We start from the raw sequence: 13,202 nt of genomic DNA, 5'->3' as shown, positions 1-13,202 counted from the left end.
AAGCCCAAGTACGTCCAGTACGAGGGCTTCCGGCCGGCACGCCGAGAGCACGCACCGGACGCCGCTCCTTGACGGGCAGACGTTGCCTGCCGCGGCACTGGCCGGCGGCTCCGCCCACCAGGTGGTCGCCGAGGCCGCCGACGCCCTCGGCGCCCTGCTGACGGCGGCCGGACGCCGCCCCTTCGCCGCCACCCAGGACGAACCCCGCTCGGTGCGTGAGGTCCAGCAGCTCGTGCGCGGCCTGCGGGCCGGGCTCGCCGGCCGGCCGGCGGAGCAGGAGGACGGCGGTCTGCCGGAGGACGTCACCACTCAGGTCGCCCAGCTCGCCGACCTGCTCGGCATGCCGAAGCCCGAGCGCGCCGAGACCGCGTTCGCCCTGTGCGAGCTGGCCGACCTGACGACGGACGGCCACCGCCCGCTCCGCGGCTGGTTCGACACCGACATCCTGCGCCGGGCCCACGCGGCGGCCCGGGACCTGCGTACGGCTGTCGACGCGCAGGCCGTGGCCCGAGCGCAGGCCGAGGACGTCTTCGGCGAACAGGTCCTCACCGCCACCGACCTGCCCGCCCTGGTGCGCCGCTTCGCCGAGCAGCACCGCGGCGTCATGGCCCGCTTCTCGGCACAGTACAAGGAGGACCGCCGGCGAGTGGCCGGCCTGACCAGGGCCGGCTCCTGGGACAAGGCGCTGGCCGGCCGGCTGGAGCAGGCGCTGGCCTGGCAGCACGCCGCCGCCGAGGTGACGCGCCTGACCGGGGTGCACACCGCCCTGCTCGGCAGGTACACGCCGCACACCCCGGACGCGTGCGGGGAGCTGGACCGGGCCCTCGCGACGGCCGACCGCATCGAGACGCTCGGCCGGGACGCCCAGCGCCGCGACCTGCTCGCGGACCGACTGGCCGACCAGGCCGAACCCGACCAGCTCCCCGCTCTGCTCGCCGAGCACGTCCGCAGCTCGCTCGGTGCCTGGTGTGCGGCCGCCGAGACCCGGACCGAGCGCTGGAACCGAGCCGTGACGGACCTGCTCGACCTCTTCGACACGGCTGCCCGCACCCGGCTGTCGCCCTCCCTGCTCGGACCCCTGGACCAGGCCGAGCAGGCCATCGACACCCTGCTCGCCGATCCGGAGGGTCCCGAGGTGTGGCGTGCCCACCGCGACGGGCTCGCCGTTCTCGCCCGGCACGGGGCGGACGGCCTGGTCGCGGGCGCGGCCGAGCGCGGACTCGACCCGCGGCGCCTGCCGGACATCGTCGAGCAGGCGCTGCTGCGCGCCTGGGCGGACGGCGTCCTCGCCGCCGACCCGCGCCTGCGCAGCACCCGCGCCGAGGACCTGGACGCGCGCGTGGCCGACTTCCAGGAGGCCGACCGGCGGCTGATCGCGGCCGCCGGGGGAGCGGTGACCGAGGCGTGCAACAAGCGCCGGCCCCGCAGCTTCGGCGGTGGCGGTGCGGCGGTCGTCATCCGGGAGGCCGAGAAGAAGACGCGGCACATGCCGGTGCGCGAACTGCTCGGCAGAGCCCGCGAAGTCGTGCAGGCCGTCAAGCCGTGTTTCATGATGAGTCCCCTGACGGTCAGTCAGTTTCTGCCGCCGGACTTCCAGTTCGACGTCGTCGTCTTCGACGAGGCCTCCCAGGTCCGCCCCAGCGACGCGGTCAACTGCATCTACCGGGGCCGTACGCTGATCGTCGCCGGTGACGACAGGCAGTTGCCCCCGACCTCCTTCTTCGACTCCTCCGTCGACGACGACTCCGACGAGTACGCCGAGGACGTCCCGGACTCCTTCGAGTCCCTGCTGCAGGCCTGCAAGGCCGGCGCCCTGCGGGAACTGCCGCTGCGCTGGCACTACCGCAGCCGCCACGAGAACCTGATCACCTTCAGCAACCACGAGTTCTACGACAACTCGATGATCACCTTCCCCGGGGCCCTCGACGAGGGCAACGACGTCGGCGTCGCCTTCCTGAAGACCGACGGCGTCTACGACCGGGGACGGCGCCGGGACAACCGCGAGGAGGCGGAGTTCGTCGCCCGCCGGGTCCTGCACCACTTCGACACCCGCCCCGGCAAGAGCCTCGGCGTCGTCGCGCTCTCCCAGGCCCAGGCCTCCGCCATCGACCAGGCCGTGCAGCAGGCCCGGCTGGCCCGCCCCGACCTGGACCACTGCTTCACCGAGGACCGCCTCGACGGGTTCTTCGTCAAGAACCTGGAGTCGGTACAGGGCGACGAGCGCGATGTGATGATCATGTCCGTGGGCTACGGCCCCGACGAACACGGCAGGGTGGGGCTCAACTTCGGCCCGATCAACAAGAGCGGGGGCTGGCGCCGCCTCAACGTGGCCGTGACCCGCGCCCGCTACCGCATGGAGGTCGTGGCCTCCTTCCGCGCCGCCGGCCTGCCGGACAGCCCCAACGACAGCGTGCAGTACCTGAAGCGCTACCTCGACTACGCCGAGAACGGCCCGTCGATCCTCGCCCGGGACGTCGTGCAGAGCGACGCCGAGCCGGAGAGTCCCTTCGAGGAGTCCGTCCTCGCGGTGCTGCGCGGCTGGGGCTACCAGGTGCAGCCCCAGGTCGGTGTCGCCGGCTACCGCATCGACCTGGGCGTACGCCACCCGGAGCTGCCCGGCGCCTTCGCCCTCGGCGTCGAGTGCGACGGGGCCATGTACCACTCCGCCAAGGCCGCCCGGGACCGGGACCGGCTGCGCGAACAGGTCCTGAACGGGCTCGGCTGGCGGCTGCACCGCATCTGGGGCACCGACTGGTACCGAGGCCGGCCGGCCGCCGAACTGCGGCTGCGGGAAGCGGTCGAACAGGCCGTCGCCCAAGGTCCGCTCACCACGGCGCCTGCCACGCCGCGGCCCGCCGCGGGGGAGGGGGCGGACACCGCACCGCCCTCGGGCGGCGACGAGCACGGCCGCATCCCGCGGCAGACGGAGGTGGAGTACGAACGCGTGCCCGTGGACACCGGGACCGCACGCGAGTGGAGCGTCCCTTACCGGACCAGTGCCGTCACGGTCGTGCCACGCCATGAACTGCACACACCGCAGGCCCGGCCCGCGCTGCGCAAGGTACTGGCGCAGATCATCGAGACCGAGGGCCCGATCCACGAGGACCTGCTGGTCCAGCGGGCACGCGAGGCCTGGGGCGTCGGCCGCGCCGGCAACCGCATCCGGGACAACGTCCGGGAGGTGGCCCGCACCCTGGTCCGCTCCGGACAGGTCCGCGCGGACGACGCCTTCTACGACGTGACGGTCCGGGACGAGGTGAAGGCGCGGCACCCTCAGGACGGCACTCCACCCCGCAAGGTACTCCACATCGCACCGGCCGAGCGGCACCGGGTGCTGTACGAGCTGGCCGCCGAATGCCCCGGCATGTCCGAGGACGAACTGATCAAGCAGGCCTGCGAGTTCTTCGGCTGGCGCCGCACCGGCAAGGACATCCGGGACCGCCTGGCCGCGGACCTCGCGGAACTGCGCCGCCGGGGCGAGCTCGACGGCGGGCCGGACCGGGTCAGCGCCGTGCGCCGCGCCGGCTGGTGACCTCAGGAAAGCGCCGGCCGGCGACCTCACGAAAAAAACGGGGCGGCGGGGTCGAAACCCCGCCGCCCCGCGCTCAGCCGAGGCTCACGGCGACGCCGGCGGATACAGCGACCTCGGCAGCTGCGAGGCCGCCGCCGAGTCCAGGAGCCACAGCGTCCGGGAGCGGCCGTACGCACCCGCTGCCGGAGCCTGGATCTCGCCCGCGCCCGACAGGGCGATGGCGGCCGCCTCCGCCTTGTCCTCGCCGGCCGCGAGCAGCCAGACCTCGCGGGCCGCGCGGATCGCCGGGAGGGTGAGGGAGATCCGGGTCGGCGGGGGCTTGGGCGCGCCGTGGACGCCGACCACCGTGCGCTCGGTCTCCCGTACGGCCGGCAGCTCCGGGAAGAGCGAGGCCACATGGGTGTCCGGGCCGACGCCCAGCATGAGCACGTCGAAGGTGGGTACCGAGCCATGGTTCTCCGGCCCGGCCGCCTTCGCCAGCTCCGCCGCGTACGCCTCCGCCGCCGCCTCCACGTCCGCACCGAACGGGCCGTCGGAGGCGGGCATGGCGTGCACGCGCTCCGGGTCCAGCGGTACGGCGTCCAGCAGGGCCGCGCGGGCCTGCGTGACATTGCGCTCGGGGTCGCCCTCGGGGAGGTAGCGCTCGTCGCCCCACCACAGGTCGAGCCGGCCCCAGTCGATGGCGTCCCGCGCGGGCGCCGCCGCGAGCGCGGCCAGCAGGCCGTTGCCGTTGCGGCCACCGGTGAGGACCACGGAGGCGCTGCCCCGGGAGGCCTGCGCGTCCACGATCTTCGTGATGAGGCGGGCCGCGGCGGCCTGCGCCATCAGTTCCTTGTCGCGGTGGACGACCAGCTGGGGGACGCTCACTTCGCCGCCGCCTTCCGTGCCGGAGCCTTCTTGGCCGTCTTGGCCGCCGCCTTCTTCGCGGGCGCCTTGGCCGCCTCCGTCACCGGTTCGGGCTCGGCGACCGGCTCGACCGCCTGCTGTGCCGGGACCGGGTTCAGCCGCTCCACACCGTAGCGCAGCGCCGATGCGTAGGTGTCGTCCGGGTCGAGCCGGCGCAGTTCCTCCGCGATCAGCTCGGCGGTCTCCCGCCGCTTGAGCGCCACCGCACGGGCCGGCTGGCCCTCGATGGACAGCGTGGCCAGTGAGCCGTCCGCGCGGTCCAGGACGATCGGGCCGCAGGAGGTGTCCATGCGGACGGCCGTCAGCCCGGGACCGGAGGACCGGGAGCGCTTGACGGGGACGTCCAGCCGGTCCGCGAGCCACATCGCCAGCAGCTCACAGCTCGGGTTGAACTCCTCGCCCTCCACCTCGACGCCCCGCACCTCGCACGTGACCTGGTCCAGGGCCGCCGCGAGCATCGAGCGCCACGGCGTGATCCGGGTCCAGGACAGGTCGGTGTCACCGGGCGTGTAGGCCGCGGCGCGGGCCGACAGCTCCCGCACCGGCTGCTCGGCGGCATAGGTGTCGGTGACCCGGCGCTGGGCCAGCGCGCCCAGCGGGTCCTTCGCCGGATCCAGCGGCGCGTTCACCGGCCACCACACCACGACCGGGGCGTCCGGCAGCAGCAGCGGCAGCACGACCGAGTCGGCGTGGTCGGCGACCTCGCCGTACAGCCGCAGCACGACCGTCTCGCCGGTGCCCGCGTCCGCGCCCACCCGCACCTCGGCGTCCAGCCGGGACGTCGTACGGTCGCGCGGGGTGCGGGAGACCCGCTTGATGACCACGAGCGTGCGCGAGGGGTGCTCGCGCGAGGCGTCGTTGGCGGCCTTCAGGGCGTCGTAGGCGTTCTCCTCGTCGGTGACGATGACGAGGGTCAGGACCATGCCGACGGCAGGGGTGCCGATGGCCCGGCGGCCCTGGACGAGCGCCTTGTTGATGTCGCCGGCGGTGGTGTCGGTCAGGTCTATCTTCATGGCCGGCGCCAGCTCCGTCCGTCTCGTGCGAGCATCTCGTCCGCCTCGGCGGGGCCCCAGGTGCCCGACGGGTACTGCGCGGGCTTGCCGTGCGTGTCCCAGTACTCCTCGATCGGGTCGAGGATCTTCCAGGACAGCTCGACCTCCTCCGTGCGCGGGAAGAGGTTGGCGTCGCCCAGCAGCACGTCCAGGATGAGCCGCTCGTACGCCTCCGGCGACGACTCGGTGAACGACTCGCCGTAGGCGAAGTCCATCGACACGTCCCGGATCTCCATCGAGGTGCCCGGCACCTTCGAGCCGAAGCGGACCGTGACGCCCTCGTCGGGCTGGACGCGGATGACGATCGCGTTCTGGCCCAGCTCCTCCGTCGCCGTGGTGTCGAACGGGGAGTGCGGGGCCCGCTGGAAGACGACCGCGATCTCCGTCACCCGGCGGCCGAGGCGCTTGCCGGTACGCAGATAGAACGGGACGCCCGCCCAGCGGCGGTTGTCGATCTCCAGCTTGATCGCGGCGTAGGTGTCGGTCTTCGACGCGGCGTCGGTGCCGTCCTCTTCGAGGTAGCCGATGACCTTCTCGCCGCCCTGCCAGCCGGCCGCGTACTGACCGCGCACGGTCGAGGCGCCCAGGTCCTTCGGCAGCCGTACGGCACCGAGCACCTTCTCCTTCTCGGCGGCCAGCGCGGACGCGTCGAAGGAGGCGGGCTCCTCCATGGCCGTGAGGGCCATGAGCTGGAGCAGGTGGTTCTGGATGACGTCACGGGCGGCGCCGATGCCGTCGTAGTAGCCGGCGCGGCCGCCGATGCCGATGTCCTCGGCCATGGTGATCTGCACATGGTCCACGAAGGACCGGTTCCAGATCGGCTCGAACATGGTATTGGCGAAGCGCAGCGCCAGGATGTTCTGGACGGTCTCCTTGCCGAGGTAGTGGTCGATCCGGAACACCTGGTCCGGCTCGAACACCTCGTGCACGACCTTGTTCAGCTCCTCGGCCGACGTCAGGTCGTGGCCGAACGGCTTCTCGATGACCGCGCGCCGCCAGGAACCGCCCGACTGGTCGGCCAGCCCGTGCTTCTTCAGCTGCTGGATGACGACGGGGAAGGAGCGCGGCGGCACCGACAGGTAGAAGGCGAAGTTGCCGCCCGTGCCCTGGGCCTTGTCCAGCTCCTCGATGGTGGCGCGCAGCCGCTCGAAGGCATCGTCGTCGTCGAAGGTGCCCTGGACGAAGCGCATCCCCTGGATGAGCTGCTGCCAGACCTCCTCACGGAACGGTGTGCGGGCGTGCGCCTTGACGGCGTCGTGGACCTCCTGGGCGAAGTCCTCGTTCTCCCATTCGCGGCGGGCGAAGCCCACCAGCGAGAAGCCCGGCGGCAGCAGACCCCGGTTGGCGAGGTCGTACACCGCGGGCATCAGCTTCTTGCGCGACAGGTCGCCCGTGACGCCGAAGATGACCAGGCCCGACGGCCCCGCGATACGCGGGAGCCGTCGGTCGGCCGGGTCACGAAGCGGGTTCGCTCCGGAACCAGCAAGGGGTGACAAATCAACCCTCCGAGGGGGCGAGGCGCTTGAGCTCCGCCTCGGTCGACTTCAGCAGGTCGTTCCAGGACGCCTCGAACTTCTCGACGCCCTCGTCCTCCAGCACCTGGACCACGTCGTCGTACGAGATCCCGAGCTTCTCCACCGCGTCGAGGTCGGCGGACGCCTGCTCGTACGTCCCGGAGATGGTGTCGCCGGTGATCTCGCCGTGGTCCTCGGTGGCCTCCAGGGTGGCCTCCGGCATGGTGTTGACCGTGTTCGGCGCGACCAGGTCGGTGACGTACATCGTGTCCTGGTAGGCCGGGTCCTTCACGCCGGTCGACGCCCACAGCGGACGCTGCTTGCGGGCGCCCGCGTTCTCCAGCGCCTGCCAGCGGCCGGAGGAGAAGACCTCCTCGTACGCCTGGTAGGCGAGGCGCGCGTTGGCGACGGCGGCCTTGCCGCGCAGCGCCTTGGCCTCGTCGGTGCCGAGGGCGTCGAGGCGCTTGTCGATCTCGGTGTCCACGCGGGACACGAAGAACGACGCCACGGAACGGATGAGCGACAGGTCGAGGCCGCGCTCCTTGGCCTTCTCCAGGCCGGAGAGGTAGGCGTCCATGACCGCGCGGTAGCGCTCCAGGGAGAAGATCAGCGTGACGTTGACGCTGATGCCGAGGCCGATGACCTCGGTGATCGCCGGCAGGCCCGCCTGGGTGGCCGGGATCTTGATCAGGGTGTTGGGGCGGTCCACCAGCCAGGCCAGCTGCTTGGCCTCGGCGACGGTCGCCTTGGTGTTGTGGGCGAGACGGGGGTCCACCTCGATGGAGACCCGGCCGTCCTGGCCGTCCGTGGCGTCGAAGACCGGGCGCAGGATGTCGGCGGCGTCGCGGACGTCCGCCGTGGTGATCATGCGGATGGCCTCTTCGACGGTGACCTTGCGGGCGGCGAGGTCGGCGACCTGCTGCTCGTAGCCGTCGCCGCCGCTGATCGCCTTCTGGAAGATCGTCGGGTTGGTGGTGACGCCCACGACGTGCTGCTGGTCGATCAGCTCGGCGAGGTTGCCGGACGTGATCCGCTTGCGCGACAGGTCGTCCAGCCAGATCGCGACGCCTTCGTCGGAGAGGCGCTTGAGTGCGTCTGTCATGGAATTACATCTCCTACGTGTCGTATATGAGCGTCAGCGCTGGGCGGCGGCGATGGATTCCCGGGCCTTGGCGGCCACGTTTTCGGCAGTGAAACCGAATTCACGGAAGAGCACCTTGCCGTCCGCGGAAGCACCGAAGTGCTCCAGGGAAACGATGCGGCCGGCGTCCCCGACGTACTTGTGCCAGGTCAGTCCGATACCCGCCTCGACCGCGACCCGGGCCTTGACCGACGGCGGGAGCACGGAGTCCCGGTACCCCTGGTCCTGCTCCTCGAACCACTCCACGGACGGCATCGACACGACCCGCGTCGGGACGCCCTCCGCCTGGAGCTGCTCACGCGCCTCGACGGCCACGTGCACCTCGGAACCGGTGGCGATCAGGATCACCTGCGCATCGCCGCCTTCCGCCTCGAAGAGGACGTAACCACCGCGCGCGGCGTCCTCGTTGGGCTCGTACGTCGGCACACCCTGGCGGGTGAGGGCGAAGCCGTGCGGCTGTCCCTTGCCGAACTCCTTGGTGTAGCGCTTGAGGACCTCGCGCCAGGCGATCGCGGTCTCGTTGGCGTCGGCCGGGCGGACGATGTTCAGGCCCGGGATGGCGCGCAGCGAGGCCAGGTGCTCGACCGGCTGGTGGGTCGGGCCGTCCTCGCCGAGACCGATGGAGTCGTGCGTCCACACGTACGTCACCGGCAGGTGCATCAGGGCCGACAGGCGCACCGCGTTGCGCATGTAGTCGGAGAAGACGAGGAACGTGCCGCCGTAGATACGGGTGTTGCCGTGCAGGGCGATGCCGTTCATCTCGGCGCCCATGGAGTGCTCACGGATGCCGTAGTGGATGGTGCGGCCGTAGGGGTTGGCCTCCGGCAGCGGGTTGCCCTCGGGCAGGAAGGAGCTGTCCTTGTCGATGGTCGTGTTGTTCGACCCGGCGAGGTCGGCCGAACCGCCCCACAGCTCCGGGATGACCGCGCCGAGCGCCTGCAGCACCTTGCCGGACGCGGCACGCGTCGCGACGCCCTTGCCGGGCTCGAAGACCGGGAGCTTCTCCTCCCAGCCGGCGGGCAGCTCGCCCTTGCTGATCCGGTCGAACTCGGCGGCCCGCTCGGCGTTCTCGTCGCGCCACACCTGGAGCGACTTCTCCCACTCGGCCTTGGCCTGCGCGCCGCGCTCCAGGGCCTTGCGGGTGTGGGCGATGACCTCGTCGGAGACCTCGAAGGTCTGCTCCGGGTCGAAGCCGAGGACGCGCTTGGTGGCAGCGACCTCCTCGTCGCCCAGTGCCGAGCCGTGCGCGGCCTCGGTGTTCTGCGCGTTCGGGGCCGGCCAGGCGATGATCGAGCGCATCGCGATGAAGGACGGCTTGTCCGTGACGGCCTTGGCCTTCTGGATCGCGTCGTAGATGGCGGCCGGGTCCAGGTCGCCGTTGTCCTGGGCCTCCACGCGCTGCACGTGCCAGCCGTAGGCCTCGTAGCGCTTGACGGTGTCCTCGGAGACGGCCGTCTCGGTGTCGCCCTCGATCGAGATGTGGTTGTCGTCCCACAGCAGGATCAGGTTGCCGAGCTTCTGGTGGCCGGCCAGCGAGGACGCCTCGGCGGAGATGCCCTCCTGGAGGCAGCCGTCACCGGCGATGCAGTACACGAAGTGGTCGAAGGGCGACTCGCCCTGCGGGGCCTCCGGGTCGAACAGACCGCGCTCGTAGCGGGCGGCCATCGCCATGCCCACCGCGTTGGCGACACCCTGGCCCAGCGGACCGGTCGTGGTCTCCACGCCCTTGGTGTGTCCGTACTCCGGGTGGCCCGGGGTCTTCGAACCCCACGTCCGGAAGGCCTTCAGGTCGTCCAGCTCCAGGCCGAAGCCGGCCAGGTACAGCTGGGTGTAGAGGGTCAGGGACGAGTGGCCGGCGGACAGCACGAAGCGGTCGCGTCCGACCCAGTCGGGGTCGGCGGGGTCGTGCCGCATCACCTTCTGGAAGAGGGTGTAGGCGGCCGGAGCCAGGCTCATCGCCGTACCGGGATGGCCGTTGCCGACCTTCTGTACGGCGTCGGCGGCCAGGACACGGGCGGTGTCCACGGCCCGCTGGTCCAGGTCGGTCCACTCAAGGTCTGTGGTGGTCGGCTTGGTGCTCACCCTGGGTCAGGGCTCCTCTCCACATGTCGGTCGCCGGTCTTCGGGGCAGGTGCCCACCCGGCCGCCGGCGTGCTTGACGCCCGCCGGCCGCTGTCGAGCCTACCCCCGTAAGGACGTGCGTTTTTTCGAGTGTTTCCAGACTGCCGGGACTCTGTGCGATCCGCCTCCCGACTGGCCGACACGGCATTTGGCACATGAATACGGAGGCAGTCATCTGAGCGCTCAATCGAGGGGTGGGTCACCTCTTATGGGGGCTCTCCGGTGATCCTCCGGCGGTCCTCGTTCGAGGGTCCGCCAACACGACCCCACCCCCGCGAAGGGCGGGGTATGGGCAACGTCTAAAGTGGCGTGGTACGCGCGAGCCTTTACCGGCACTTCACTCGGGAGGCTTGCTGGGATGTCTCTGTCAGGGGTGTGCGTGACGGCCGTCGAATCACGTCCAGCGGGCGTGCTGGGTGGTGCGAGCCAGGGCCCGGTTCACCGGCCGTTCGGGGCCCGTGTCAAGGCGTTCGTGGCTCTGACCAAGCCGCGGATCATCGAGCTGCTGCTCATCACCACCGTTCCGGTGATGTTCCTGGCCCAGAAGGGCGTGCCGGACCTGAAGCTGGTCCTGCTCACCTGCATCGGCGGCTACCTCTCCGCGGGCGGCGCCAACGCGCTGAACATGTACATCGACCGGGACATCGACGCGCTGATGGACCGCACCTCGCAGCGGCCGCTGGTGACCGGCATGGTCAGCCCGCCCGAGTGCCTGGCCTTCGGCATCACCCTGGCGGTCGTCTCCACGCTCCTCTTCGGATTCACCGTCAACTGGCTGAGCGCCTGGCTCTCGCTCGGAGCGCTCCTTTTCTACGTCGTCGTCTACACGATGATCCTCAAGCGCCGTACGTCGCAGAACATCGTGTGGGGCGGCATCGCCGGCTGCCTCCCGGTGCTCATCGGCTGGTCGTCGGTCACGGACTCGATGTCCTGGGCGCCGGTCATCCTCTTCCTCGTCATGTTCTTCTGGACCCCGCCGCACTACTGGCCGCTGTCCATGAAGGTCAAGGAGGACTACGCGCGCGTGGGCGTGCCGATGCTTCCGGTCATCGCCTCCAACAAGGTCGTCGCCCGGCAGATCGTCATCTACAGCTGGGTGATGGTCGCCGTCTCGCTGCTCCTCACCCCGCTCGGTTACACCGGCTGGTTCTACACGGTGGTCGCCCTCGCGGCCGGCGGCTTCTGGCTCTGGGAGGCGCACGGCCTGCAGAACCGGGCGAAGGCCGAGGTGACCGGCGCGAAGCTCAAGGAGATGCGGCTCTTCCACTGGTCGATCACCTATGTGTCGATCCTCTTCGTCGCGGTCGCGGTGGACCCGTTCCTGCGCTGACACACGCGCCGGCACCCGTCGGGCGTACGTCACAGCGGTCTGCTCTCGCCAGTCGATCTACTCGTGAGTAGCATCCTGGTCATGGCAGACACGCAGCAGGTTGACCCGAAGGCCGAGCGCAAGGCGGCCAAGCTGGCCCACCAGATCGGCGCCTTCGCCAAGGCGCACGGCGGTGCCGAGGGCCAGGTGGCCTACATCGGCGAACGCGGCGCCCGTATCGTCCTCGTCGGCGAGGACGGCGGCTGGGGCGACCTCGTCGCCCCGACCTACGCCATCGCCGAGCAGGCCGTGCAGAAGTCCGGCATCACCGTCCACGAGTCCTTCGACGGCGAGTTCGCGGCGAAGGTGAAGACCGGGCCGTACGAGTGGAAGCGGATGGCGGGCATTCAGATCGGCGGTTGAACAGCGCGCCCCCGAGCTGAACCGCGACCTCGAACCCCGTTCACCCGTTAGGACGTGTAAGGCAGCACACGTCCTCACGGGGAGACCGGGATGATCGAAACGCCGTCCCTCGTGGACCAGTACTGCCATGGCGTACTGCGGACGGAGCTGGGCCTCGGCACCTTCGAGGCCCAACTGGCGCACACCGAGGGACCCCCCGCACCCGGCACCACCCTCTTCGACACCCAGACCGGCTTCGCCGTACGGCGCTGGTGCCCGCCTCTGCTCGGCCTGGAACCCCACTGCGCGCCCGCCCGCTACCTGGCCCGCCGCCGGGAACTGGGCGTCCTGGAGACGGGCCGCAGGCTCCTGCGGGGCAGCGGTATCACCACCTACCTCGTCGACACCGGCCTGCCCGGCGACCTCACCGGGCCCGCCGAACTGGCCTCCGCCGGCTTCGCCGAGGCCCATGAGATCGTCCGGCTGGAGCTGCTCGCGGAGCAGGTCGCCGACACCTCCGGCACCGTCGAGTCCTTCCTCGCCAACCTCGCCGAGTCCGTGCACGCCGCCGCCGCGCACGCCGTCGCCTTCACCTCCGTCGCCGGGCTCCGGCACGGCCTCGCCCTCGCCCCCGAGCCACCGGGACCGGGGGAGGTGCGGGGCGCGGCGGGCCGCTGGCTGGCCGGGCGCCCGGTCGGCGGCCCGCTCTTCGACCCCGTGCTGCTACGGCACCTGCTGTGGATCGCCGTCGCCTCCGGGCTCCCCCTCCAACTGCACGCGGGACTCGGCGAGCCCGGCTCCCGCATCGACCGCACGGATCCGGTGCTGCTCACCGACTTCGTCCGGGCCACCGCCGGTCTCGGCACCGATCTGGTCCTGCTGCACGGCTATCCGTACCACCGCCACGCCGCCCACCTGGCCGGTGTCTTCGCGCACGTCTACACCGACTCCGGTGCCGCGCTCGTACGCACCGGCGCCCGGGCCGCCACGGTCCTCGCCGAGATCCTGGAGCTGGCCCCCTTCGGCAAGATCCTCTTCTCCACCGGCGCCCAGGGCCTGCCCGAGCTGCACGTCGTGGGGGCCCGGCTGTTCCGCGAGGCGCTGGGCCGGGTCCTGGGCGGCTGGGTCGCCGACGGCGCCTGGTCCCTGGAGGACGCCCAGCGGGTGGCCCGGCTGGTCGCGGCGGACAACGCGCGCCGGGTGTACGGACTGCGGTGAACTGACA

The 13,202-nt window shown here is 71.3% G+C and carries 9 protein-coding genes; 4 read left to right on the top strand and 5 right to left on the bottom strand.

Annotated elements, in window-relative coordinates; all coding sequences use genetic code 11:
• The first annotated feature begins 82 nt into the window (after positions 1 to 82).
• Complete coding sequence (locus LE548_RS10870) at positions 83 to 3,532, top strand: DUF3320 domain-containing protein (RefSeq protein ID WP_225096494.1); 3,450 nt, start codon at positions 83 to 85, stop codon at positions 3,530 to 3,532.
• An 84-nt stretch (positions 3,533 to 3,616) separates the two neighbouring features.
• On the opposite strand, the gene pgl is transcribed toward LE548_RS10870, so the two are convergent.
• Genes pgl through tkt form a run of 5 tightly spaced genes read right to left on the bottom strand, consistent with a single transcriptional unit; the run spans position 3,617 to position 10,227 of the window.
• Entirely contained in the window at positions 3,617 to 4,399 is a 783-nt protein-coding gene (pgl, locus tag LE548_RS10865; RefSeq protein WP_225096493.1) for a 6-phosphogluconolactonase, read from the bottom strand.
• Positions 4,396 to 5,451 (bottom strand): glucose-6-phosphate dehydrogenase assembly protein OpcA, encoded by a 1,056-nt coding sequence (gene opcA, locus LE548_RS10860; RefSeq protein WP_225096492.1) that lies wholly within the window; start codon positions 5,449 to 5,451, stop codon positions 4,396 to 4,398. Before opcA ends, pgl begins: the two co-directional genes overlap by 4 nt.
• Positions 5,448 to 6,986, bottom strand: a complete 1,539-nt coding sequence (zwf, locus tag LE548_RS10855; protein WP_225096491.1) for a glucose-6-phosphate dehydrogenase — start codon at positions 6,984 to 6,986, stop codon at positions 5,448 to 5,450. Before zwf ends, opcA begins: the two co-directional genes overlap by 4 nt.
• A 1-nt stretch (position 6,987) precedes the next feature.
• Entirely contained in the window at positions 6,988 to 8,106 is a 1,119-nt protein-coding gene (gene tal / locus LE548_RS10850) for a transaldolase (protein ID WP_225096490.1), read from the bottom strand.
• Positions 8,107 to 8,139: 33 nt separating this feature from the next.
• Positions 8,140 to 10,227: a transketolase gene (tkt, locus tag LE548_RS10845; protein WP_225096489.1), complete on the bottom strand. Its 2,088-nt coding sequence runs from the start codon at positions 10,225 to 10,227 to the stop codon at positions 8,140 to 8,142.
• Positions 10,228 to 10,624: 397 nt separating this feature from the next.
• On the opposite strand from tkt, the gene LE548_RS10840 reads away from it, so the two are divergent.
• The 3 genes from LE548_RS10840 to LE548_RS10830 all read left to right on the top strand — a co-directional run bounded on the left by LE548_RS10840 (position 10,625) and on the right by LE548_RS10830 (position 13,195).
• Positions 10,625 to 11,596, top strand: a complete 972-nt coding sequence (locus LE548_RS10840) for a heme o synthase (RefSeq protein WP_225096488.1) — start codon at positions 10,625 to 10,627, stop codon at positions 11,594 to 11,596.
• Between the two features lie 81 nt (positions 11,597 to 11,677).
• Positions 11,678 to 11,998: a hypothetical protein gene (locus tag LE548_RS10835; RefSeq protein ID WP_225096487.1), complete on the top strand. Its 321-nt coding sequence runs from the start codon at positions 11,678 to 11,680 to the stop codon at positions 11,996 to 11,998.
• Between the two features lie 90 nt (positions 11,999 to 12,088).
• A complete protein-coding gene (locus tag LE548_RS10830) occupies positions 12,089 to 13,195 on the top strand; it encodes an amidohydrolase family protein (RefSeq protein WP_225096486.1) in 1,107 nt (368 codons plus the stop codon).
• Positions 13,196 to 13,202 lie beyond the last annotated feature (7 nt).

The organism is Streptomyces sp. CoH27 (genome assembly GCF_020181035.1).
Classification (GTDB): domain Bacteria; phylum Actinomycetota; class Actinomycetes; order Streptomycetales; family Streptomycetaceae; genus Streptomyces; species Streptomyces camelliae.
This window is presented reverse-complemented; position numbering and strand designations above follow the sequence as displayed.

Bases quoted from the DNA above. Each gene is read 5' to 3' on its own strand.
- tal (WP_225096490.1), bottom strand. From the start codon at position 8,106: ATGACAGACGCACTCAAGCGCCTCTCCGACGAAGGCGTCGCGATCTGG.
- LE548_RS10835 (WP_225096487.1), top strand. From the start codon at position 11,678: ATGGCAGACACGCAGCAGGTTGACCCGAAGGCCGAGCGCAAGGCGGCC.
- LE548_RS10840 (WP_225096488.1), top strand. From the start codon at position 10,625: ATGTCTCTGTCAGGGGTGTGCGTGACGGCCGTCGAATCACGTCCAGCG.
- LE548_RS10830 (WP_225096486.1), top strand. From the start codon at position 12,089: ATGATCGAAACGCCGTCCCTCGTGGACCAGTACTGCCATGGCGTACTG.
- opcA (WP_225096492.1), bottom strand. From the start codon at position 5,451: ATGAAGATAGACCTGACCGACACCACCGCCGGCGACATCAACAAGGCG.